Below are 24702 nucleotides of genomic sequence, written 5' to 3'. Positions count from 1 at the left end.
CCTGAGACCATCGTGAAGACTCAAATCACATCCACCGCCGGCTCCGTCACGGCTCTCTTTAAGCATTCGGCCGCCCCGGTGTTGTCGCCGAAGCCCGGTATCGATTGGTCGGATACGGCCGTCCTGAATCCGGCGATCCTGCACGATCCGGCCACGGGACGGCTTCACATGCTCTTCAGGGCGACCGGACCTTACGCGAAGATGCGGCGTCCCGGCCAACCGTTGCCTTATCCGATCTTTCTCGGGTATGCCTGGAGCGACGATGAGGGGGAAACCTGGGAGGCCGATTTCTCCCGCCCGGCGCTCGCCCCGGCCTTGGAGGTTGAGCCGGACAAGCTGTTCGTCCGCGATATCCATGGCAATGAGGTGCTCAACCATGCCAACGGCTGCATCGAGGATCCCCGGCTCTTTTGGTTGGACGGCGAGGTCTGGATGAGCGCCGCCTGCCGCCTCTTTTCGCCAGGGCCGTATTGGGAGTCGGACAACCCGATGCAGTGTGCCCCCGATTGGGCGGATTCGGCTCCGCCGCGCTTCGGTCGCGCCGCGCGCGGCAACCCGACCGTCACCGTCCTCTACCGGGTCGACCTCGCGGCACTCCGGGAGCGGGACTACGACCGGGCGTTCGGCTACGCCGGACCGATTTCGAATCCGGACGGAGGGGACAACCGGGATGTGTTTCCATTTCCGGAAATACTGATGGTCGACGGGCGACCGCAATTCGTTTGCCTGCATCGCCCCTACGAGTCGTCCTTCTTCGACCTGTCGGCGAAGAATATCAAGCCCTCGATCTTCATCGCCGCCGCCGACACGTTGGACGGACTCGCCGGGGCGGAGGCCAGGCATGCGTTGCTGGCGCAACCCCGTTTTCCCTGGGAGGCGGGCCGGATTGGTGCCAGCACTCCCCCGATCTCCCTGGGCAATGGCGAATGGCTTTTGCCATACCATGGTAAACAGGATGCCATCATCGGTTACACCCAGTCGTTTATGATTTTGAAGGAACGCCCGGCCGGGTTTCCGGAGATCATTCATCGCTGCCCGGAACGTTTGCTTTATGCGAGCGAGCCATGGGAACTGGAAGGCAAGTTCAGCACCCCGTGTCTTTTCACCTGCGCCGGCATCGTTCTCGGCGAAACCTTCCTGGTCGGCTACGGCGCGGCCGACACCCGGATCGGAATCGCCCGGGCCAATTTCAACGAACTGGTCGACCGCGTCCGCGCGTTCGACTCGGAGGGGAACCGCCGCTGATCGCGAGAATCGAAGGCACATTTTTCCCCTGCCGCTGACGAATAAACAAACGAAGATGACTGCAAAATGAGTAAATATAAGACGATTTTTCCCTTTCGAAACCCGACCCGGATCCTGTTCTGGACGCTGGCCGGACTGTTCTTTCTCTCCAGCCTCTCCGCCGAACAGTCCCGGTCCGACGCGACCTGGACGATCCTTCCGGGAAGCGATCCCTTGGAGCAACGGGCGGCCGGAGAATTAGTTCGCTACCTCGAAAACGAGTGGAACGTCCGCGTCGCCAACGAATCCGCCAATGCCACCGTGCGGGTCGCCATCGGGACGGTTTCGACGCACCCGGCCATCGCCCGGGCTCACGCCGAGCAGTCATTCCGCCTCGACGCGGACGAAGAGGAAAGTTATCACATCCGGCTCCAGCCGGCCTCGGACGGACGGGGCGAGGAACTCTTCATCGTTGGACAGAGTTCCAAAGGAGCGATGAACGGAGTTTTCCGGTTCATGGACCGCAGCGATCTCGAAGCGGACATCATTGATGAAGCGAAAAGCCCGGCCTTTCGCTTTCGCGCGGCCGGACACAAGATCAATCAAAGTCCGCCGCCGGATTGGTCGGAAGAGGACCAGGCCCGGTATTACGCCCGCAACTACATCAACCTCGTTTGGGGCGAAAAACACGGGGCCCCGATGTCGCTGGAGGCGCGGCAGAAATATGGTTTGGGATTGATGGCGGAATTGCGCATTCCGATGCATCTCACTCCCTGGATGGACAAGCCGGAATTCAGCGACGCGGTTTACCGGCGGAGCGCCACCAACGAGCGCCGGGTGATGTCACCCTTCGGAGAAGCCGGCCGCCGGGCCTACCTGGAAGCGTACCAACAACTCTTTAACGAGAATCCCGACATTCGGCTCCTGTATCTGATCGTCGGCGATTATAACGTCGTGCCCCACACCGACAGCGTCCGGATCTCGGACGGGCAAAAACATCCGCACAGCCGGCCCGAGGTGGTGCTCGAAATTCTGGACATCGCCCGGGAAGCGGTGGCGGAACGCGACGTGTTGATCGCCTTATGGCCGTGGCACGCCTTCTACGGTCAACCGGCCGAAGAGCGGGAATTCCTGAAAAACCTCCCGGAACGCGGATTCGCCGTCTTTTACAACGAAGCCGGCAATCACGACAACTGGTTCAACAAGCTCGACAACTTCAACGAAACCGCCTTGTTGACCGGTCCGGATGGACGCACCCTCTACGGCGACGACTACGTGTCACTCGTTTCGGCCGGAGGGGCTTGCGAGAACAGCAACCCGGTGATCGCGATGCCGTTGCCCCGGGTGGCGGCCTACAAGCTCTCCCGCCTGGCGGAAGTTGGCGCTCGCCATTTCGCGTTATGGTGGGGATCCGGAGAAGGATGGGCCTACAGCGCCAACATGGCCGCGATTCGCAACATGATCTGGGAGCCGAAACTGTTCGACCGCGAGCACGATGCTTTTGACCCGGAAACACCGTCCCCGCTCTTGCGTCGCATCGCCGAACAGGACTTCGGTCCGGCTGCCGACGATGTCATGGAATACTGGAGACAAATGGACCGCGCCCTGGTGACGACCTTTCCGGAATACCGGCAACCCGGGGATCCAAACCGTCCGGCCCCGACCGAAGACGGGTTGCACATTTACAACTGGTATCAGCGGATGGGCACTTACACCGAAGCGGTTTTCGGCGGGGCTTACCCGGAGCCGATCACCCCGCACACGATGGCCAACCAACGGCGTTTCCGTAATCTGCAGAACTGGGGCGTCCACCCGGTGACCCAGGAAAACTTCGCCGCCGCGATCGCGAACATGGCTGTCGCAGGAGCCACCGCCCGCGAAATCCTGGCCCGGGACGATCTGCCCGAATACGTCCGGCAGCGGGTGAAGGATATGCACGACTGGGGTGAACTGTTTCGGCTGCTCACCGCCTCCCAGCTCAATCACATGCGTGGATTGCGGATCATGCGGGAACTGGGTGAAGAAGCGGCCGATTCCCAGCTGGCCCGCGAACGCATGACGCCGGTAGTGGAGGACCAAATACGGAATGGAGAGGAGCTGATCGCTCTTATTCGGGAATTTGCGCCGAATTTCAACGTGCAGGAACCTCACATCGGTGTGGTGCGAAACCAAGGCGACCGGGAGCGCGAGATCGCCATGTTGGAGGGACGCATTCGCGCCGAGCGGATGTGGCTCGACCGGGTCGCGGACATCGCGGCCGGGCGCCCGGTCAAAGCCTCCTCTTTCAACAGCGAGGATCGACGGCCGGAGTTCGTGACCGACGGAAGCGACGGGACCCTTTGGCATTCCCGTCACGCGGACGGCGAGTGGATCTACGTCGATTTGGAACGGGTGGCCCGCCTGACCGGGGTTTCCCTGCACTGGCGGACCGCTTACGCCACCGAGTATGAAGTGGCAGTCGCCACGACCCTTAACGGCTCCGCCGACTGGCGGGTGGTCCATCATGAAACCAACGGAGGAAACGCGATCGCCCACATCGACTTCCCGGAAGAAGTGGAAGCCCGCTACGTCCGCATGCGCGGCATCCGCCGCGGCAGTCCCTACGGCTTCGCCCTGACCCGCTTCGCGGTCTTCGGGGAGGAGAAGAAATAAGACGGCCCGAACGGGGAAGAATAACAGACAGGAATGTCTGTGTCACTGTGGCATCGGCATTCCTGCCGGTGGGGGCGGATGGGGAGGAATCTGGAAAGCGCTGCCGAGGCCTGGCGTCAAATGGAACAATAAAGTGGGCGATTCTGTCCTAATTGGGCGAACTGGCCAGGGCGCCGCTTAGACCCGCGTGCCGAAATCAATAACGATTTTGAGCAGGTGAGAAAACGACTCGCGCTTGCTCTCCCGTTTATCTTCGCGGATCCTTGGGAGCACTTAAGACACAAAGTCCCCGATTGTGCGGTTTTCCGCATCCGGCTGACCATTATCAGTTATGCGAATTTTCATCTTCCTGCTGACTTCACTCCTCTTTGGCCACGCCGCGTTCGGGGAAAATCGCCCCACTGCGTTCGCTGACGCGATTCGATGGACGCAACAGGATCTCCCACCTCCACCGGCTGAAGCGGACGACGCGATCACGACCGCTTGGGGTGGACAACTTTTCCTCATGGCCAACGGTTTCTGGATGATCGATCCCCGGGAGGACCTTCCGCAATGGAACCGGTTCGATTCAAACCTTCCGCCCGATCTCACCGACTCAGCCTTGAAGGGGACCGACGCCGGTTTGTTAATCCTGGGCGGCCGTATCGGCGGCGCCTGGTCCGACCAGGCTTTTCGATGGACCCCTGACGGCGGGGCTGTTTCGCTGGGGAACCTGCCATTTCCGGTCGCCTATCCGACCGCGAGTTCTCCGGGAGCGAACGGTCTCATCGCCGGGTTCGACTCCGGGGCCGCGTTGCATGTCTGGAACATCGACCCGTCGACCGGCGCACTGTCGGCCCTCGCCCGCGCGGCGCTGCCGGAAGGCCATACGGCCGGTCCGATCCAGGTGGTTCGGCAACAGGATGGGGATGGGCATAAGGTCTGGGTGATTGCGGAAAACTGGGTCGGAAAGGTTTACCCGGCTTCCGGAGCGGTTCGTTTTCTTCCGGTGGAACGATCGGTGCGGCCGGCGGCGGTTCCGGTCGGGGTCGCCCATTTGCTGATTCCCGGTCCGAGGGGCGAACACTATTTCTTCCACACCGTCACCCAAACCTGGGTGCGTGGGCCCGACCTGGAAGGCGAGGGGAGGGTGCGATTGCTGCAGCGAAGTGGCGGGGAGATTATGCGGGTTGTTTCCACGAACGAAGGAACGTTGCTGGTTCAGCGCGGGACCGAGGTTCGGAAAACTCCCCGGTTGTCGCGGGTCGATTTTATTTTGCTGATCGCCTATTTCGGGGTGGTTTTGCTGATGGGCAATTGGTTCCGGCTGAGGGGAAAGAACACCCGCGACTATTTTGTCGGAGGAAACCGGATACCCGGATGGGCGGCCGGGTTATCGATCGTGTTGACGAATATCAGCGCGGTTTCATTGCTGTCGCTTCCGGCGAAATCGTTCGCCACCAACTGGACCTTCTTGCTGATGTTGCTGACGCCCCTGATCGCCGCGCCGCTGGTGATCAAATTCGTGCTACCGTTCTTTTACAACCTCCGGTTGACCACCGCCTTCGAGTATCTCGAAATGCGGTTCAACGCAGGAATCCGGTCGCTGGGGAGTCTCCAGTATGGGGTTTACGAAATTTGCCGGATGGGGGTGCTGATTCTTTTGCCCTCGATCGTCCTTTCGGTGGTGACCGGGATCGATGTCTGGATCTGCCTCCTGGTGATCGGGGTGGTATCCACAATTTACACACTGCTGGGCGGATTGGAGGCGGTGGTTTGGACCGATGTGATGCAGGCGGCGATCATGGTCGGCGGGATTTTGGTGGCGATCGGGATCATGGTGTTCCGGGTGGACGCGACTCCCGGGGAGTTCGTTTCGCTGGCCTGGGACGCGAACAAATTCCAGTTGCTCGACTGGTCTCCGAATATCGCGAACGTCACGGTCTGGGCCTTCCTGCTCACTCTTCCGGTGGTCTTGAACGGCTATGTGGCGCACCAACCGACCGTGCAACGGTTTGTCAGCACGCGGAATATCCAGGACGCGGCGCGGGGGTTGTGGACGACCGGTATCTCCGCTCCGTTGATTCTGGCGACAATTTTTCTTTGCGGGACGGCGCTCTATGTTTTCTACGGGGCGTTCCCGGAGCGGTTGAATCCGACGATGGAGCAACCGGACCAGTTGCTGGCCTGGTTCATCATCAACGAGCTTCCGATCGGGATGATCGGTTTGTTGATCGGGGCGATTTTTGCCGCCACGATGTCGAGCCTCGACAGTGGCCTCAGCAGCTTGAGTTCGGTATTCGTCACCGATTTTTACCGGCGTTTCGGAAAGGACGTGACGGAAGCGAAAGCGTTGCGGTACGCGAAACTCAGCACCGCCGTTCTCGGAATTCTCGGAACCGGCTTCGGCCTTTGGCTGGCGACGATGGACGTGCTCTCCCTGTTCGACGCCTTTATCTCCTTCGCCAGTCTCCTCACCGGCGGGTTGGCGGGCGTTTTCCTTCTCGGAATCTTTACCACCCGGGCGAACGGCACCGGGGCGCTGGCCGGTTGGGCGGTGAGCACTGTATTGGTCTATCTGGTACGGACAGAAGGGAACGTTCAGTTTTTTCTGTATGCGACGGTCGGGACGGTCTCTTGTTTCGCGGTCGGTTACCTCGTGAGCCTCTTCACCCGGCCGAGTGAGAACGACCTGACCAATTTGACGCTTTGGACCCGCTCGTCGAAAGCACGGGTGGCGGATGGTGGTCCTCCGGCGAAGGCGACGATTGCGGCGGCGCGATGAGTGAGGCGTCTATGGTATCCCAATGTTTATACGGGCTGCTTGGCCAAATCGGAGGGTTGGCTTCCAGCCGACCTAATTCGGCGATTCCACCGCACACCGAGAATCACCGCGGACGGCAGGATGCCATCCCTCCCAGTTATAGTCCAGTCAGGCCACAACCAAAGTTGGATTTCTCATGAAAGGGTTCTTAGCCAGTTTTCCGTTTGGCCGGCCGCCCTTGGCGATTTTGCTGATGGCGTTGATTTCGGGACTGGTGATCCTGGCCATTGATCTGAAACCCCAGGAGGATCCGCCCGACCTGGTGATGGCGACCTTTGCCCGGATGCATTACGACGCCTATCGAAAGGTTCTCCCGGAATTCGAGGCGCAGTTTGGGGTTAAAGTGCAGCTGCAATTAGTCGATCAGCGGGCGTTGCAAAGCCGGCTTCAAGCGGCGATCACCTCCGGGTCGGAGACACCGGACCTGGTCGAGTTGCAGGAAGGCACGATTGGCTTTTTCACGCGAGGTCCGCTGGAGGATGTCGGTTTTTTGGACCTGACCGACCGCTTGAAAGCCGAAGGACTTTACGATCGGATCGTCCGCAACCGTTATAGCCTGTGGAGTTCGCGCGGGGCCATTTTCGCGATCCCGCACGACGTTCATCCGGTGATGCTCGCCTACCGGCGTGATATCGTCGAAGACCAACTCGGAATCGATGTTTCGCGGTTGAAGACCTGGGACGACTTCGTGCGGGTCGGACGGGAAGTCGCGGCCGATTTAACCGGAGACGGGTTCCAGGACCGGTTCATGCTCGATCTCGGATTGGGGACGAACCAGGGTCTTATGATTCTGTTGTTGCAGCGCGGGGGAGGGTTGTTTGATGCGGAAGGAAACGTGATCTTCGATTCGCCCGAAGCGGTCGAAGTCCTCGCCTGGTGCGTGGAGCAGTTGATGGGGAGTCAGCCGATCGCGTATCCGGCAGGGTGGGGACAAACTTTCTTCCGGGCGATCAACGAAGGCCTGGTGCTTTTCGTCTTCTGTCCCGACTGGCGGGCCAAGATGATCGAAAACGATCTGCCCCGGCTGCGGGGAAAACTGGCGTTGACTCCCTTGCCGGCCTGGACCGAGGGAGGGAGGCGATCCTCGACCTGGGGCGGGACGGGGCTGGCGATCACCCGGGACACCCGCAACCCCGACCTGGCCTGGGAGTTGGCCCGTTTCCTCTATTTCCGTCTCGACGATTTGGCGGAACGGTTCAGCGATTCCTACATATTGCCGCCGGTGATCGATGCCTGGGACCATCCGGATTTTTCCCAGCCTGTGGAATATTTCTCCGGCCAACCGATCGGCGAACTCTACGCGGAAATCGCGCGCGAGGCACCGGCGTATTACATGAGTCCCCACATTCAATTCGCCCTTTCGAAATTCGAGGAAGTTTATGTCGATGCTCAATTGTATTACCGGAGGCATGGACGGGAGGGCTTGGAAGAATACATCGAGCGCCAGCTGAATCGGCGGGCGGAAGAAGTGCGCCGATTGGTGGCGAGGAACGTCTTCATGAGGGAGGCTGAATGAGCGGCGAACCGGCCCCCGTCACTCGTTATCCCGTAAAAGTCGCGGGCCGTGCTCCGGCCGAAGAGATGGACCGGCCTTCGCAGCGCCCGGTCGTGCCGGGAGGCAATTGTCTGACGAGAAACATCAATCGCGCCCCTTACATTTTCCTGGCGCCAATCGTCCTGATCCTCGCCGTTTTTTTCGTGTATCCGTTTTTCTATGCGGCGGTGCTGGCCTTTTATCAAACCAGTGGTCCGACGACGCGGGTCTTCGTCGGCTTGGATAACTTCCGGTTTGTTCTTACCGATCCGAATTTTTACACGGCGGTCCGGAATACGACGATCTTCGCGTTCTTCTCGATCTTCCTCCAATTGCCGCTTTCTCTTGGATTGGCGCTACTGTTGAACAATCGCCGGGACCGGATGAAAGGATTCTTCCGGTTGATTTTGTTTTCCCCGCATCTGGTCGGCCCGATCTTCGTCGGAATTTTGTTTAGTGTGATGTTTACTCCGCGTTTCGGCTTGGTGAACAACTTTTTCGAATCGCTGATTGGGTGGGGTTACGAGGAGCGCTGGTTGCACGACCCGAGCCTGGTGATGCCGGCGATTATTCTGATCTCTCTTTGGATGTATGTCGGTTTCAACATGATCTACTTTCTGGCCGCGCTCCAGACAGTGGACCGGAATCTGGTGGAGGCGGCGGAAATCGATGGGGCCAATAAGGTTCAGGTTTTTTGGAACGTCACGCTTCCGGCGATCAAGCCGGTGGCGACGTTTGTGGTGGTGGTCAGCACCATCGGATCGTATCAACTTTTTGAACTTCCCTACGCGTTGTTGCAAGGAAGCGGTCCGAAGAACTCGGGGCTGACCATCATTGGCTACCTGTATGATTATGCTTTCGAGGCGGGCGATCTCGGCACCGGGTCGGCGATCGCCTGGTTGTTGGCCCTGATTATTTTCACCATCAGTTTACTGCAAGTCCGGCTCTCGGGGGTGGCCAAGGAGGCATGAATGATCTTCCGAGACAAGCCCCGAAGGGGAGCCATTCTACAGTCCGGGGCAACGCCCTGGGTAGCCAACCAGACCCTAACGCCAGCCCTGAAGGGGCGACATCTCGACGATCGGCGTTTATTTCGCCCACACAGGGCTTGGGATGATCTACCAAGGATGAAAAACAAACGGACAATTACGCGGATGAAGGCGTCGCAAACATGAGCACCCTGCAATTGATACTCGTTCTCCTGGTGGTTGCCGGCGTGGTGCTTGCCCTCCTTCGTCCGAAATTCCCGCAGGCGGCGCCGGTATATTGTCGGTTGACCATCCTGTTCCTGGCGTCGGCGGTGGTGTTGGCCCCGTTCTTCTGGCTGGTGGCGGCGGTGTTCAAGGATCCGTCGGTGCTGAACGTCTACCTCTTCCTTCCGCCGATCTCGGAATGGTCCCGGGAAACCTTGAATCTGCAAAACTTTCGGGATCTCTTCGCTCCCCGGGAAACGATGCACGGGACGCTCTATTTTTGGCGCCACATCGTGAACTCCCTGTTCTATGCCAGCACGCTGACGGCGGTCCAGGTCTTCACCTCGTCGCTCGCCGGATTCGCGCTGGCGAAGTATCGATTTCGCGGGCGGAACCTGGTGATGGGCTTCATGCTGCTGACGATGATGATCCCCGGGATCATCCTTTTGCCGCCGGTTTATCAGATGGTGGTGGCCTTCGGGTGGATTGACAGCTATCTCTCGCTGATCATTCCTTCGGCGGTCAGCATTTTCGGCGTTTTCCTGTTTCGCCAAGCGATGCTGGGGGTGCCGAACGAGTTGATCGAGGCGGCCCGAATAGATGGGTGCGGAGAATTCCGGATTTATTGGGGCGTGGTGATTCCGTTGGTCCGTCCGATGACGGCGGCTTTCTGTTTGGTCGCGTTTTTAGGCGTCTGGAATAATTTCATCGCCCCCAATGTCTTCCTGCACAGCCAGGAGAAACTCCCGTTGCCGGTGGTCCTGAACCAGTATGTCGGAGAGTATTCTCAGCAATACGGCGTCTTTCTTGCCGGTACGCTTCTGGCGATGGTTCCGCCGGCGATTCTGTTTTTCGTTCTGCAAAGGGATTTCGTCAGTGGCCTCACTAGTGGCGCGGTGAAGGGTTGATCCCGTTCGGATCGCACCGCAGGGGATCCCGGCCGTTCGAGGCGGGTGCGGAAATGGTTAAAGCGGATGGCGACAGCAGGCAACTGATGGAGATTGGCGTTTGTTCTTTTGGATACAGACTTTCATCAATCGCACGGACGAATTCGGGACGTGGGTCCGTGTTTTCTTTCCACGTCTTTGGTTAATTAAAATCAGACGAAAACCCAAAAAACAAAAACATGAATTCCTTCCTCCGCCCAACACTCGGCATTGCCGCGCTCGCATTGTGGACCGCAAGTTCCGCCCATGCCCAATTCATTCTCAATGGCGATTTGGAGCTGCTCGCCGATGGGACCCCGATCTTCGAATCGTGGACGAATAACGCCGGAGTTTCATTGGCGACTCAAGCGATCGGCGGCGATTATTCGGCGAGGATCGTCCGAAACGCGGGCAGTCTCGGAAATGCTTTGCATCAAAATGTAAGCGGCGGTCTTACCCAATGGACCGTTTCGTTCGATATCGCAGCCAACGCCTCGGCGAGGTCGATGCAGTTGAATATCCGAACCATCGGCGGGTCCGACTCCGGTCAGATCAACCTGATTGTCGCGACCGGGACCGAGACGGGAATGGGGACTGTTCAGGTGTTCAATGGATCCAGTTGGGTCACGGCGGTGGCCAATGCGTTCACGCTATCCACCGCGGAGTCGGGAGAAGGATTTAATGTGAACACGATCTCCCTCTCGGGAGACTATGGTGCCGCCCAGCCGAATTATACGGTTTCGGTGAACGGCATTACCTCCTCGGTGTTGACGGCGTTCCAGGGAACAGTCCCAACCAATCCGACTTTAGCTCAGATCGCTTTTCAATCCGGCAACGTCAATGAGGCCGGATGGTCGGTGATTGACAACGTCTCGGTGATTCCGGAGCCCGGAACCTATGCGGCGGTCCTCGGAGCGTTTGCTTTGGCGGGGGGCGTACTCCTTCGGCGGCGCAGGAAATAACCGGTTGCATACGTTCGCAGGAAGCACGGACAGAAAACCTTCAGATCTCAGGGGCGGCAGCGGTAGACGTTGCCGCCCCAATTCGTTGGGAACGAAGCCACGATGGATGCTGTCGGCCAACTAAATGAATCCAAATGCGTATAACAGGAAAGGCATTGGCCTTGTGAAAACGGCGTTTCAGGACTTTGATGATTGTATGAAATTCAAGCTCCAGCCCCTTCTCTCACGAAAGGCGAACTCCCGTCGCACCGGCTTTACCTTGATCGAACTACTGACGGTGATCGCGATCATCGGGATTCTTGCCTCCATTCTTATTCCGGTCGTCGGCCGGGTGCGGGAACAGGCCCGGAAAGCAACCTGCACCAGCAACGTCCGCCAACTCGTCCATGCATCCCATCTGTTTGCGGAGGAAAACAACGGACGGAACATCCGGGCCGGTTTCCTCCCTCACGCGTTTTCCCAGGGAGAATACGAGGAGCGCCTCGAACCGTATATCGACGTCCGCCGTCCTGACGGAATGATGTATTGCCCGGGGAAACTGCGGGATGTCCGGAGTTATCACACGCCGAACTACGACACCCTTTACATCACCTACCAGTGCTTCAATCACAGCTTCTTGGATTCGCGGCCCGGTTTGGATCTCTCCCATCAGGATCGGATGACCCCGCAGATTCCGCTCTGGGGGTGTTTAACTTTCACCTCCGGCGGAACGTTCTTCGGCCACGATGATCCGGGAACCAGCGGCCCCCATGGCGGTATGAATGCGGGCTTTCCAGACGGGTCGGTCCGATGGGTCACCGATTTGGAGGTCTTCGGAAGTGGAGCCGGCGCCACCTTGTATTGGCCGAAGCCGCCCTCCGGCTTGGTCACGCCCACTTTCTGATTCAGCTTAAATGGAGGCGGGTTCGCCCGTTCAACCACGAATTACTTGATTTTTGCCGCCCGGTAGACAACCGGCGGAGCGGGAATCCGTGTCCTCACATGTGTCATTACTAGATGGATCGGCGTCCGCATTAATCCTTTTCTATGAAATTCCGAAATCACATCGCACCCGCCACGGGTCCGGCCGAATCCAACGGGCAAGCTCCTGGCGGAGCCGGTCATTATGAGGTCGACATCTGCGTTTACGGTGGCAACTCCGGAGCCGTCGCGGCGGCGGTTCAAGCTTGCAGGATGGGCCGTCGGACGTTGCTCCTTTCGCCCGACGCGCATCTGGGTGGATTGACCAGCGGCGGCCTCGGCTTCACCGACATCGGCGACGATCGAATTCTCGGCGGCATGAGCCGGGAGTTTTTCCATCATGTTTACCGTCATTACAACCGGGACGACGCATGGGACCAACAGCCCCGTAAGACGTTCTGCAATACGGGCCAACAGGGGGACGCGATCAATCACGCGCTGCAAACGATGTCGGTATTTGAACCGAAGGTCGCGGAGGCGATCTTCAATACGTGGGTGCGGGAAAACAATGTCCCCATCGTCCGCGGACGACTCGACCGCGGAGGTGAGGGAGTGGTCCTCGACGGGAGACGGATTGTTTCCTTGCGGACCGAATGCGGCATCACCGTGCGGGCGAAGGTTTTCATCGACGCCACCCACGAAGGGGACTTGATGGCCGCTGCCGGCGTGAGTTACGTCACCGGCCGCGAACCGAACTCCCAATACGGGGAAACGATCAATGGGATCCAGGCGGACCTCGCCTTGGACAATCAATTGCCCGATGGCGTCGATCCTTACGTGGTCCCCGGCGACCCCGCGAGCGGCTTGCTCCCCGGGGTGAATCCATCTCCCGGCGGCAGGGAAGGGGAAGGCGACGATAAAATTCAAGCGTATTGTTACCGGATGTGTTTGACCGATTACGAGCCGAACCGGATCACGATCAGCCGACCGGACGCCTATGACGAAGCGGATTACGAGCTCCTTTTTCGGGCGATTGAGGCGGGATATGAAGGACCGTTCTTCAAAACCAGCGCCATGCCGAATTACAAGACCGATTCGAACAATATAGGCGGGTTTTCGACCGACTATATCGGGGGGAATTACGCGTATCCGGAAGCTGATTACACGAGTCGTGAGCGGATCGCTCTCGCCCATGAACGGTGGCAAAAAGGATTGATTTGGACCTTGCAGAACCATCCCCGGGTGCCCGCGGGAATCCGCCAGGCATGGGCCCGTTGGGGCCTGCCTAAAGACGAGTTTGGCGGGACTGGCAATTGGTCGCACGCGCTCTACGTCCGGGAAGCGCGGCGCATGGTCGGGGACTACGTCGTGACTGAGCCGATGATCGTCGACTCCAGCGGAGTGGACCGGTCGATTGGGATGGGGGCTTACACGATGGATTCCCACAACGTGCAACGCTACGTGAACCGCGACGGCTTCGTGAAGAACGAAGGGGATGTCCAGATCGACTTACCCGGGCCTTACCGGATCGACTACGGGGCGATTCTTCCGCGGCGGGACGAGTGTTCCAACCTGCTCGTCACCTTCTGCGTCTCCGCTTCGCACATGGCATTCGGTTCTTTGCGCATGGAGCCGGTTTTCATGAACATCTCGCAAAGCGCGGCGGCGGCGGCGGCGCTTTCGATCGATCTGGAATTGCCCCTGCAAGACGTGCCGTATCGGTTGTTGGAGCGGGAGCTGTTGGCTTTGGGACAGTGCCTGCGGCTTGAGGAGTCCTCGGAAGGCGTCCGGCCAGCGGCCGAACCGGCGGTGCGCTAGTGAGCCGGCGAAGCGTTCTCCTGGCACGAGTGACCGGAGCGGCGTCATGCCGCCGCCCTCCAACAGTGCTCCGGCCACCTCGGCTGAGCCGCTGGGATGGCGGGACTGTAGAGCGGAACAAAGTTGCCATGGGGGCATTCTTTTCCTTCATTGTTCATTATGAGCGAATCCGCTCCAGAAAATCCGGATATGGTGACGCAGGAGTCGTTGAGGTTGGCCGATTGGGCCAACCTCCAGCTCCATTTGATTTGGGTCTACGAAGGGCAGGTTAGTCCCTTCGGTCGAAAGGGGCAGATCCAATCGGATGAAATGTCGGCCTGGCTGTTGCTTCGGGGAGCCGTCCGGCTCGAAGGCTCGCGCGGATCGCTCCAGGCGAAGGAAGGGGATTGGGTGGTGCGGCAGCCGGGATCGTGTTACCAGGAGTTTTCGGAGGACGCCCGGATATTGTCGCTGCATTTCCAAGCCTGCTGGCCGGGGGGGCAGAACCTCTTCGACGATGGTTTGCCGGTTTCATTTCGCAGCGGCGATTTCCCGGATCTGGAAATCCACGCGCGACGAGTTTCGCAAATTGTCAGCTCCCAATTCGAAGGTGCCGAGGTTCACCTGCCGCTCAACCGGATGACGCTCGAGACCTATTTGGAATTCGGCAATGCGTTCAACTCCTGGTTTTCGGTTTTCTCCCGGATCATGCGGTCGTTGAAGATTCTCCATTCCCGCTTGGGATCGCTCGACGAACGTGTCCGCCGGGCCTTGGTTTTCATGGACCGGCTTCCGATGAACGCGATCATCGAAGAGACCTCGATTGCCAACGAAGTCGGAGTCAGCCGGAGTCAATTGGATCGGCTCTTTATCAAACAGATTGGCTTCACTCCATATAAGTATCTGGAAAAGCGCCGTCTCGATTTCGCTCGCCGAAGTCTCGCCTTGCCGTCTTGCGTGGTGAAAACCATCGCGTTCGAACTCGGCTTTCGGTCCGCGTCCCATTTTTCCACCTGGTTCAGGCGGCAGAGTGGGGTCTCCCCGACCGAATTCCGCAAGGAAGCCAAAGTGACGGCCAGCGTGTTTCGCTGAACCGTCCCGGAGTATGGAGCTTTTGTGCGTTGCGTCCTCGGATGCGGATGCTAGTAAAGCGGTTAGCCAGATACGATAACTGATCCCCCTTGTCGATTCTGTTTAGGCGGGCCATTCTAAATTCGTTTCGCACAAATCTCTTAGGCCCCGGTCAGATTAACATCAACCGGCGACCACACTCGAACACACGAAATGGCTCCAAACATGATCGGTAAAACAGCTTTCCACTCTCTCCGTTTTCGCGCAAAGTCGTGGCTGCTTGTCGCGGCTCCGTTGGTATTCGCGGCGGGCGGCGCGGTCACCGCGTCCGCGGAACATGATTATATTTACAATGGTGATTTTGAAGAGCTCGACCCGGGCACTCCACTCTTCGAGTCCTGGTCGAATACCGTCGCGGTGACTCTGGCCGAGGAGGCGATTGTCGGCGAAAATTCCGCCCGTATCGGTCCCAACACCGCCAACAACGGCAACGCGTTGGTCCCGGCCCGGATCGATCCCTACACCAACCTTACCACCTACGCTTTCTCCTTTGATTTCGCCACCAGCGATCCGGGAAGCGCGACGGCACGGTCCTTGCACGTGAACCTTCGGACGGTCGCCGGGCTCGACGGCGGCAACATCAATCTTCGGGTCGTTCGCGGTTCCGAAGCCGGATTGGGAACCGTGCAGGTCTTCGACGGGAGTTGGCGCACGGTCCTGACCGACGTCGTGCAATTCTCCGCCGCCGAAAGCGGAGGGGATTTCATCGTCAATACCGCGACGGTCGCCGGGGACTATACCGGCGCGACCCCGGTTTACACGATCAAGGTGAACGGTGAAGCGACGGAGGTGCTCTCCTATTTTCAGATTTCGAAACCGTCTCAAAACACCGCCCTCGCTCAGATCAGTTTCCAAAGCGGGAACATGGTGGCCGGTTCATGGGTGGTGGTTGATAACGCCGTTTTGATGGGACCTCCTCCGCCGGAGCCGGAAGAGCCGGGCGAACCCGACGACCCGGAAGATCCGGTCGATCCGGATCCGGATGGCGACCGCGGCTTCCTCACCAACGGTGACTTCGAAACGCTCAATGACGGAACTCCACTTTTTGAATACTGGAGCAACACCAGCGCCATTCAATTGGCTGCGACTCCGACCAGCGGCGATCACTCGGTCCGGTTGGCTTTCCAACAGGCGGGATTGCTCAATCAGGTTCTTTATAATCCGGACAACCGCCTCGCCAATTGGACCGTTTCGTTCGATGTGGCGATGGCCGATCCCGGTCCCCCCGCAGCGCGTTCCTTCCAGTTCAATTTGCCGCACGGAGGCGGAAATATCAATTTCCGGGTGATCCGCGGCTCGACGCCGGAATTGGGCACCATCCAATTCTTCAACGGCGTTGTTTTTGACGGAGGCGCATGGGTGACCGGAATGGCCGACGCCATCGAGTTCTCCCCGGACGAAACCGACCTCGTGGTCAACTCCATCACTCTCACCGGAAACTATTCCGGCTCGACTCCCGGATTCAGCCTAACGGTCAACGGTCAGACTCGCACCGGCATCACCTATTGGCAGAACAGCCCGCCGACGGAAGGAGCCAATATCCGGGAGATTCGCTTTGAAACGGGCAATTATGTCAACGAACCGACCGTCTGGGCCGTGGTCGATAATGTGGTCGTATCCCGCGCCGGACCGGCTCCGGTATTCCAGGCCCAGCTTTTTTGGACCGAGACGGATCTGGGCGAAATCCATACCGCTCTGGCCGATGGGTCGAACCGCAGCACCCTTATTTCCGGGTTGAACCGTCCGATCGGGCTTCGGATCGATCAGGAAAACGGATACATCTACTGGGCCGAGGAAGGGCTCACCCCGGGTTCCGCCGGAGATGGAATCATCGCCCGGTCCAATCTCGACGGCACCGATGTGACGCCTCTCTACGCCGCCGCGGCCGGTGATAGCGGTCTGGACAATCCCCGCCAGTTGGAACTCGATCCAGAGGGCGGATACATCTACTGGACCGATTTGAACGGAGGCGTTTATCGGGCCCCGATCGATGGGCTCGGGGCTCCTGCGGCGATTTTCACCGACGGCAGCAGTTTCACCCCCTTGGCTTTGGACCTCGCCGCAGGCCACGTGTTTTTCGCCGACACCACCATCAGCCAGCTCTACCGGGTCGACCTCGATGGGCAAAATCAGGCCTGGGGACCTTCCGGCATCTCGAATGCGATGCACGATTTGGCATTCGATGGAATGGCCGCCCGGCTCTATTTTTCCGATACCGATTCGCTTAAGTATTATCCATTGGGTGGCACGACCACCACCTTGATTTCCGGCCTCGATTCGCCGGCCGGTATCGCCCTGTCGTCCGATGGGAGCAAGATCTACTTTACCGAACGCGGGACTGAGCCGCGGATCCGGGTGGTTAATGCGAATGGCGGCGAACTGGCGACGGTGATCGATGGGCTCGGCAATTCGTTCGCTCTGGCGGTCATTGAAGTCGAAGTCGCTCCCGCTGGTTTTGAGGGATGGAGGTTGGCTCATTTCGACGGCGCGGAGTTGGCCGACGAATCGATCAGCGGTCCTTCCGCGACCCCGGCCAATGACGGTGTGCCAAATCTGCTGAAATACGCCTTCGGCCTGGAAGCGAAAGTTCCGGCTCGCGCCCATTTGCCGACCGCGGAGGTCACGGATGGAGAGCTTCGTTTGACGTATCGCCGAGCCCGGGACGTCAATGACGTCGAACTTCGGGTCTTTGCCTCAACCGACCTCGTCACCTGGCAGGCAGGCGAAACCGTCACCGAAGTCCATTCGGTCGACGACTCCGGCGACGTCGATCTGGTGACGGTTCGACTCCTCCCGGCATTGGCCGATCAGGACCGCGCGTTCCTCCAGGTCCGCGCCGTAATGGTGGAGTGAATTCGCGGCGGATTAAATCGGAGGGTTGGCTTCCAGCCGACCGCTACGTCGAAGTCGACGCAGGCGGCGGACGGCAGGATGCCCTCCCTCCCAGTGTAACGCTACGTTTTGTTGCTCTTGGATTCCAAGGACTATCGTGAGAAAAATTTGTTGGTTCGTTTTGCTGGCGTTGATCGCTAATCTCCCGGTCACCGGGAAAGCGGCGGAGAACGACGGAATCCTCTGGGGGGTGATGGATTGGATGATCAATCCGAACGCCTTCCCCGACACCGACACCAGCGTCAGCCGTCCCTTGTTCCGGGATGGTGATGCCCGGATGATCGCCCACCAGTACCAGGGGCCGAACTGGCTTCCGTTCAAGCTCTCGGAAACGAATAGGAACGAAGTTCGCCGGATCTATGATGCCGGATATTGCATCAACCTGATGTTCTATTTCGTCAGCTGTACTTACGATCCGGAGACCGGCAATTTCTCGTATCCGCTTTCTGATGACTTCCTCGACGATTTCGCCCAATTGATCGAAGCCTATTCCGTCGGCGACGGACCCCTCTACATCCAGCTCTTCCCGGAGTTCGAGCTTTGGTATGCCGGGAAGGATCCGGCGATTCAGGACGCCTACCGCGCCCGGATTCGTTCGCACTACGCTCAATTGGCGGAGATTGCCCGTTCGGTTCATGACCAGGCGAAGATCGGGCTCTCCTTCATGGGTTTATTCATGGCCGACGCCGATCAGCACTTCTTCTCGCGCTGGGATCCGATTATTTCCGACAGCGATCTGGTGTTCATCAATTTCATGAACGAATTCACCCGCGGCTATGAGCAGGCGCGACGGATGGTGCGTTCGACCCAGTTGATTCATGAAAATTGGGGCAAGCCGATCTGCTTTCCCTTTGTCATTCTTTGGGATGATCACAACACCCCGATCTTTGGCCGCGAAGCAACCTATGCCGAAGACGCGGCGGTATTTTCACAAGCGGTGTCCGATTGGATCGCCAGCACCATGACGGCTCCCGAGGAAATCACCGAAGGGCCGCCGGAGGAGTGGCGGACGAATCTGGCCAGCCTCCAAGCCCGGGGTCTGTTCGCGTTCTCGCTTTACAGTGCGAATTATTCCAATAAGCCGGTCTCGCCCCCCGACCCGAACGGCCAAGTGCATCCGATGCCCTCGTATTACGAGCTAACCGCCGTGATGAGGGAGACCGCGACCCGGAATCTATGCCTTCCCGATACCGGTCCCTGTTATCCGCCGGAGCGGACCTATCTACGAAACGGTGACTTCGAACTGCTTGATCCGGGAACCGCGCTGTTTGAATCGTGGACGAATTCATCGGGGATCGGGTTGGCTTCGACGCCGATCGGCGGTGCGGTTTCACCGAGATTGAGTTTGCATCATGCCGGATTGCTCTCCCAGGCGGCGGACGATCCGGGCAAGGAGCTTTCCCGATGGACCGTATCGTTCGACGCGGCCATGGCCGATCCCGGTGGGACGACGGCGCGGTCGTTCCAATTGAATCTTCCGCACGCCGGTGGCAATATCAACTTGCGGGTGGTGCGCGGCTCGGGGCTCGGTCTCGGTACGGTGCAATTCTTCAGTGGTGTGGCCGGCAGTGGCGGCAGTTGGGTGACCGCGCTGGCGGATGCCGTCAGTTTCTCGGCGGGCGAAAGCGACCTGCAGGTCAATCGCTTCGAGTTGAGCGGCGACTACACGGAGACTTCGCCTCGCTTCGCCCTGAGCGTGAACGACGCGACTGCCTCGAATCTGGCCCTTTGGCAGAACACGCCGCCCGAAGCAGGGACGACGATCACACAAGTCCGTTTCGAGACCGGTAATTTCGCGGCAGGCGCCTGGGCCGTGGTCGACAATGTAATTCTCAGGCGCTCCGAGCCGGCGTCGGGCAGTCCCTTCGAGCAATGGCGCAAGGCGAACTTCACTCCCGCTGAGCTGGGAGATCCCGGCATGAGCGGCCCGACGGCCGAACCCGCGGGGGATGGGGTGCCGAACCTTCTCAAGTTCGCTTTTGGACTGGAAGCGAAGGTACCTGCTCAAGGATACCTCCCGCGATTCGAAGTGATCGGCGAGGAGGTTTACCTTACTTATCGGCGCGCAGGGAATGCGACCGGCGTCGAACTCACGGTGGAAGTTTCGTCAGACTCCGTCACTTGGGATTCCAGCGAGGCTTTCATCGAAGAGGTCTCGGTGGACGAGACCGGCGAGGTTCCGCAAGTGACCGTTCGCCTTCTCCCTCCCTTTTCACTCGCCGACAGGGCTTTTGTCCGGGTTCGCGCGACGCTCATCGAATAAGCCCCGGGTATTTTTTCCGGATTCGGGCGAGCGTGACCGGCTCATGGCCATGAGGGTAAACATTTCGGTTACCAAAGAAAAGAGTCCCGCCTTCCACCTTGTTAATAGAAGCTATAAGATTCGGGAATGAACCCCCTATCTTATATAGTTGCACTTGCAGTTACTGTCGTTTCGCTATCAGCGATTCAGCCCGCGCGCAGCGGGGGCATTCTTTGGGGCGTTATGGATTGGATGAACGATCCGGACGCGTTTCCTGACACCGATACCAGCACCAGCCGTCCGGTTTTCACCGATGGCAAGGCGCATATGGTGACCCACCAGTACCAGGGGCCTCATTGGCTCAGTTATAAACTCACCCAGGCGAACAAAGATGAGGTCAAGCGCCTCTACGACGCCGGTCATTGCATCAATTTGATGCTTTATTTTGTGAGTTGCACCTACGACGAACAGACCGGGGAGTTCTCGTATCCGCTGACGGATGACTTTCTGGATGATTTTGCCGACTTGATCGATGCTTACAAAGTCGGAGGTGGTCCATTGTATATCCAGGCGTTTCCCGAATTCGAACTCTGGTATGTCGGAAAATCGCAAAGCGTGCAGGACGCCTATCGCAACAAGGTGAAGTCGCACTTCGCCGAGATGGTTTCCATCGCCCGGGCCAGATACAGTAAAGCCTATATCGGGCTTTCATTCATGGGCCTGTTCATGGCTGAGGCGGATGCGGGATTCGTCGCGCGATGGGATCCGGTGATTTCGGCCAGCGACCTCGTGTTCATCAATTTCATGACGCCCTTCACCGAAGGAGATCTGCACGCGCGGAGGATGGTCCGTTCCACCCAACTGGTTCATGAGAATTGGGGGAAACCGATCTGCTTTCCGTTCACCATCCTGTGGGACGACCATAACACCCAGATCTTCGGCAGAGAGGCGACGTATGCGGAGGATGCGGCGACCTTTTCCGATTACATTTCCGACTGGATTGCCCGAACCATGACGGCGCCCCAGGAGATCACTTCGGGACCGCCCGGAGAATGGCGGACAAACCTCGCCAGTTTGAAGGCGCGCGGACTTTTCGCCTATTCCCTTTACAGCGCGAACTTTTCCAATAAACCGGTTACTCCGCCCGATCCCAATAATCAGACCCATCCTTTGCCCTCCTACGCCGAATTGACAGGTGTCATGAGCGCGACGGCCCGGACCAATGTTTACATGCCGGTGGAGATCATCTCCGACGAATCATATCATTTGGTGAGCAAGCAATCGGGGAAGCATTTGCATGAGGCTTCCAAGCAGTTCAGCGGAAATTCCGACGGTCGCTATGCGATCACCTTCCCAGCGATGAACGGATGGAACGCCCAAAAGTGGAAGTTCGTGGACGTCGGCAGTGGGAATTATCGTCTGATCAACTGGCAGGCGATCCGGGTATTGCATGAGTCGAGCGAGGTCTATCCAGGCAACTCGAACGGCCGCTACGCGATCACTTTTCCCTGGGGCGGCTGGAGTACTCAGCGCTGGAAACCCGTGTTGCTTTCCGGCGGAGAACACCGGTTGGAGTCGCTCGCGTCGGGACGGGTCCTCCATGAGGCCAATGAGGTGTATTCGGAAAACTCCGACGGAAACATGGTGATCACTTTCCCTTATAATGGCTGGGATTCGCAGAAGTGGAGTATCATTCCTTCAACCTATTGACTGACGTCTTATGAAAAATATCATCCAAAACACACTCCCGCGGCGATCGAACTTTCTGTCAAAGCGGAGCGGTCTCCTGCTGGCCCTCTGTGTCCTGGTCTTCGCCATGCCGTCGGCCGATGCGGCGGTTTACGGTCAACTCCAGGTGAGCAACGGTCAACTCCGCGATTCTTCGGGCGCGCCGGTTCAACTCACCGGCGTCAGCTCCCACGGGTTGCAGTGGTATCCCTTCCAGACCTCCACGGTGAATCATTTGGTTGACCAATGGGGGATCACGGTGGTCCGCGCGGCGATGTATACGGAACAGGGGGGATACATCAGCAACCCGACCACGATGAAGAACCGGGTAAAAACCATCGTGGACGCGGCGATTGCGAAGGGGATTTATGTGATCATCGATTGGCACATCCTCTACGATGGCGATCCCAACACCTATAAAAATCAGGCAAAAGCCTTCTTCGAGGAAATGGCGACCCTTTACGGGAACTATCCAAATATCATCTACGAGATCTGCAATGAACCGAACGGAAGCGGAGTCACCTGGAACGGATCGATCAAGCCATACGCCGAATTTATCATCCCGGCGATTCGCGCGATCGATCCGAACAACGTGATCATTGTCGGCACCAGCAATTGGAGTCAGGGAGTGCGCGCGGCCGCCGACAATCCTTTGAGTTTCACCAACGTGATGTATGCGCTTCACTTTTATGCCGGGACCCATGGCGCCTGGCTGAGAAATGAAGCGGACTACGCGTTGTCCCAGGGTGCCGCCATCTTCGTTTCCGAATGGGGAACGACCGATGCCACGGGGCAGGGCGCTCCCCACGTGAGTTCATCGCAGGTTTGGATGGATTGGATGAACAATCGGGGTCTCAGCTGGGTCAATTGGTCATTCAGCCCGGATGCCGGGGGATCGTCCGCTCTCAAACAGGGAGTGAGTCTCAGCGGTCCGTGGGTGAATTCCAACTACACCGCTTCGGGCGAATGGGTGAAGGCCCGGATCGGGGTGCCATCGATTGCCGACGGGGAGAGTTACAACCTGATCAATGCCCAGTCCAGCAAACGCCTGCATGAATCGGCCCTGGCCTATGCGTCCAACCCACAGGGGAAATATGTCATAACCTTTCCCAACCAGAACGGGGCGGCGGCGCAGAGGTGGAAGTTTGAGTCCGTCGGCAGCGGCAACTACCGTATTCGCAACTGGCAGTCGAGCCATGCGCTCCACGAATCGGCCGAAGTCTATGCGCAACATTCGAACGGGCGCTACGCGATTACCTTTCCGTGGTCGGGGTGGGACACGCAACGGTGGAAACCGGTCTCATTGAGCGGCGGGTATTTTCGTTTTGAAAATGTTTTTTCAGGACAAACCCTTCATGAAGCCAGTGAAGTCTATTCGCCGAATCCCAACGGTCAGATGACCATCACCTTTCCCTACGACGGCTGGAACTCCCAGAAGTGGAGTGTCGTGAAGGGAGGATTCTGAGGGAGGATGTGGGATTGCCGGATTCGTCCGGCGGTCCCGGGTCAATCATGCGAACAACGAGTCGATCCCGGTTGTGGCCGCTGGTTCCCGCCCTCGCCGGGGTTCTGGTGGCGGTTGTGGCGGCTGTGGCGGTCGTGGCTTTTTTGAGTGATCGTCCGGATTACCCGGGACCTCTATCCGGCTTCGAACCGGTTGGGGGCGAAACCGCGGTGCCCGGCGAAGAACAGCCTGCCGATATTGTCCTTCCTGGCACCGCCGATGATTCGGAAACCGGAGGGAATCGAGCAACCCCGCCTCCCGTGCCGGCGCTGGCCGGGCTTCGTGAACTTCTGCTCGATCGGGAGACCCGCGAATCCCAGGAAGAGCTTCGGCGCCGTCTCGCGGCTATCGGTCCGGAAGACTTGGACGACGTCATTTCGATCTTCAACGGACTGCCCCGCGACGGGCGGCAGCATGAATTCGCTTTCACCCTTCTGATGCGAACCTGGGCCGCGTTCGACGGAGCCGGCGCCATTGCGTTCGGGCTGTCGGCGGCCGACGATCCCGGGTTGCGCGACGAGTTTTATTTCGCCACTGGTCCCGCCTTGCAGACCTGGGCGGAGCACGATCTGGCCGACGCCTCGGCGACCGTTGCGGCGTTGGCCCCCGGTCTCGCGGAGTTGGACCGGAACCGGTTTGCCATTTACCTGATGGAGTCCTTCGCCTCGCAGGATCCGGCGTGGGGAATGCAATGGATCCAGGATCTGGGTACGGTGGAAGCGAGCCGTTCGTTTGCGGAGGAGTCCGCGCTTGCCATGGCGCGTGCTTTGGTGGCTGGGGGAGAACCGGAACGAGTCCGGGAATGGCTTCAGTCGGAGGTTTCGCCGGAGATTTCCGGGAAGGCGGTGGAATGGGTCGCCCTCCAGACCGCACTCGAAAGTCCGGGGACCGCCTGGGAGTGGCTCGGAGAGCTTCCTGATCCGGCGACCAGGGAGGCCGGTTTTCTGACGATGATAAGTGCGATTGCCGGGACGGATGACAGAACCATTGGCTTTTGGATAGAAGGTTTCCGGGATGGTCTTTCGTTTGATGACAGGATCGCGGATTACGTGCGCGTGATCCGGGACAAGCATCCCGAGGCTGCCCGGGCCTGGGCGGAGGTGATCGAAGAACCCGCCAGGCGGGACGCAATGATTCGAAAAATCGGGATGCGGTAAGAGAGCAGTCTCGGTGGAAGGTTTTCGTTTCTTGCGGTTAAAGATCAACCGGCGAAG

15 protein-coding genes are annotated in these 24702 nt (G+C 58.8%); all 15 read left to right on the top strand.

Annotated elements, in window-relative coordinates:
* Window positions 1-12 precede the first annotated feature (12 nt).
* The 15 genes from ACWUI2_RS00795 (at window position 13) to ACWUI2_RS00725 (ending at window position 24645) form a co-directional block, all read left to right on the top strand.
* Window positions 13-1245 carry a glycoside hydrolase family 130 protein gene (locus ACWUI2_RS00795; protein WP_486980961.1) on the top strand — a complete coding sequence of 411 codons (1233 nt, stop codon included), beginning with the start codon at window positions 13-15 and terminating at the stop codon, window positions 1243-1245.
* Between the two features lie 66 nt (window positions 1246-1311).
* Window positions 1312-3876, top strand: coding sequence for a discoidin domain-containing protein (locus ACWUI2_RS00790; protein WP_486980960.1), 2565 nt, complete (start codon window positions 1312-1314; stop codon window positions 3874-3876).
* A 331-nt stretch (window positions 3877-4207) separates the two neighbouring features.
* On the top strand, window positions 4208-6640 hold the full coding sequence (locus tag ACWUI2_RS00785; protein ID WP_486980959.1) for a sodium:solute symporter family transporter: 2433 nt from the start codon (window positions 4208-4210) through the stop codon (window positions 6638-6640).
* Between the two features lie 175 nt (window positions 6641-6815).
* Window positions 6816-8195 carry an ABC transporter substrate-binding protein gene (locus tag ACWUI2_RS00780; RefSeq protein WP_486980958.1) on the top strand — a complete coding sequence of 460 codons (1380 nt, stop codon included), beginning with the start codon at window positions 6816-6818 and terminating at the stop codon, window positions 8193-8195.
* Window positions 8192-9184: a carbohydrate ABC transporter permease gene (locus ACWUI2_RS00775; RefSeq protein WP_486980957.1), complete on the top strand. Its 993-nt coding sequence runs from the start codon at window positions 8192-8194 to the stop codon at window positions 9182-9184. The genes ACWUI2_RS00780 and ACWUI2_RS00775 overlap by 4 nt, the downstream gene beginning before the upstream one ends.
* Before the next feature lie 200 nt (window positions 9185-9384).
* The gene (locus ACWUI2_RS00770; RefSeq protein WP_486980956.1) at window positions 9385-10314 is read left to right on the top strand and encodes a carbohydrate ABC transporter permease; all 930 of its coding nucleotides are present in this window, start codon (window positions 9385-9387) and stop codon (window positions 10312-10314) included.
* A 218-nt stretch (window positions 10315-10532) separates the two neighbouring features.
* Window positions 10533-11294, top strand: a complete 762-nt coding sequence (locus tag ACWUI2_RS00765) for a PEP-CTERM sorting domain-containing protein (RefSeq protein ID WP_486980955.1) — start codon at window positions 10533-10535, stop codon at window positions 11292-11294.
* A 196-nt stretch (window positions 11295-11490) separates the two neighbouring features.
* Window positions 11491-12177, top strand: coding sequence for a type II secretion system protein (locus tag ACWUI2_RS00760; RefSeq protein ID WP_486980954.1), 687 nt, complete (start codon window positions 11491-11493; stop codon window positions 12175-12177).
* Between the two features lie 143 nt (window positions 12178-12320).
* The gene (locus ACWUI2_RS00755) at window positions 12321-14012 is read left to right on the top strand and encodes an FAD-dependent oxidoreductase (protein ID WP_486980953.1); all 1692 of its coding nucleotides are present in this window, start codon (window positions 12321-12323) and stop codon (window positions 14010-14012) included.
* Between the two features lie 159 nt (window positions 14013-14171).
* Window positions 14172-15083: a helix-turn-helix transcriptional regulator gene (locus ACWUI2_RS00750; protein WP_486980952.1), complete on the top strand. Its 912-nt coding sequence runs from the start codon at window positions 14172-14174 to the stop codon at window positions 15081-15083.
* A 204-nt stretch (window positions 15084-15287) separates the two neighbouring features.
* Window positions 15288-17975, top strand: coding sequence for an SMP-30/gluconolactonase/LRE family protein (locus ACWUI2_RS00745; protein WP_486980951.1), 2688 nt, complete (start codon window positions 15288-15290; stop codon window positions 17973-17975).
* A gap of 136 nt (window positions 17976-18111) precedes the next feature.
* Window positions 18112-20277: a hypothetical protein gene (locus tag ACWUI2_RS00740; RefSeq protein ID WP_486980950.1), complete on the top strand. Its 2166-nt coding sequence runs from the start codon at window positions 18112-18114 to the stop codon at window positions 20275-20277.
* Window positions 20278-20508: 231 nt separating this feature from the next.
* Window positions 20509-21966 carry an RICIN domain-containing protein gene (locus ACWUI2_RS00735; protein WP_486980949.1) on the top strand — a complete coding sequence of 486 codons (1458 nt, stop codon included), beginning with the start codon at window positions 20509-20511 and terminating at the stop codon, window positions 21964-21966.
* A gap of 10 nt (window positions 21967-21976) precedes the next feature.
* The gene (locus ACWUI2_RS00730) at window positions 21977-23449 is read left to right on the top strand and encodes a cellulase family glycosylhydrolase (RefSeq protein ID WP_486980948.1); all 1473 of its coding nucleotides are present in this window, start codon (window positions 21977-21979) and stop codon (window positions 23447-23449) included.
* A gap of 47 nt (window positions 23450-23496) precedes the next feature.
* Window positions 23497-24645, top strand: coding sequence for a hypothetical protein (locus ACWUI2_RS00725; RefSeq protein ID WP_486980947.1), 1149 nt, complete (start codon window positions 23497-23499; stop codon window positions 24643-24645).
* Window positions 24646-24702 lie beyond the last annotated feature (57 nt).

The organism is Verruconatronum alginivorum (assembly GCF_056590205.1).
Note: the sequence above shows the minus strand (reverse complement) of the source record. Positions and strands in the feature narration are given on the sequence as shown.

Bases quoted from the DNA above. Each gene is read 5' to 3' on its own strand.
- ACWUI2_RS00780 (WP_486980958.1), top strand. From the start codon at position 6,816: ATGAAAGGGTTCTTAGCCAGTTTTCCGTTTGGCCGGCCGCCCTTGGCG.
- ACWUI2_RS00735 (WP_486980949.1), top strand. From the start codon at position 20,509: ATGAACGATCCGGACGCGTTTCCTGACACCGATACCAGCACCAGCCGT.
- ACWUI2_RS00785 (WP_486980959.1), top strand. From the start codon at position 4,208: ATGCGAATTTTCATCTTCCTGCTGACTTCACTCCTCTTTGGCCACGCC.
- ACWUI2_RS00760 (WP_486980954.1), top strand. From the start codon at position 11,491: ATGAAATTCAAGCTCCAGCCCCTTCTCTCACGAAAGGCGAACTCCCGT.
- ACWUI2_RS00745 (WP_486980951.1), top strand. From the start codon at position 15,288: ATGATCGGTAAAACAGCTTTCCACTCTCTCCGTTTTCGCGCAAAGTCG.
- ACWUI2_RS00750 (WP_486980952.1), top strand. From the start codon at position 14,172: ATGAGCGAATCCGCTCCAGAAAATCCGGATATGGTGACGCAGGAGTCG.
- ACWUI2_RS00790 (WP_486980960.1), top strand. From the start codon at position 1,312: ATGAGTAAATATAAGACGATTTTTCCCTTTCGAAACCCGACCCGGATC.
- ACWUI2_RS00725 (WP_486980947.1), top strand. From the start codon at position 23,497: ATGCGAACAACGAGTCGATCCCGGTTGTGGCCGCTGGTTCCCGCCCTC.
- ACWUI2_RS00770 (WP_486980956.1), top strand. From the start codon at position 9,385: ATGAGCACCCTGCAATTGATACTCGTTCTCCTGGTGGTTGCCGGCGTG.
- ACWUI2_RS00755 (WP_486980953.1), top strand. From the start codon at position 12,321: ATGAAATTCCGAAATCACATCGCACCCGCCACGGGTCCGGCCGAATCC.
- ACWUI2_RS00765 (WP_486980955.1), top strand. From the start codon at position 10,533: ATGAATTCCTTCCTCCGCCCAACACTCGGCATTGCCGCGCTCGCATTG.
- ACWUI2_RS00775 (WP_486980957.1), top strand. From the start codon at position 8,192: ATGAGCGGCGAACCGGCCCCCGTCACTCGTTATCCCGTAAAAGTCGCG.
- ACWUI2_RS00730 (WP_486980948.1), top strand. From the start codon at position 21,977: ATGAAAAATATCATCCAAAACACACTCCCGCGGCGATCGAACTTTCTG.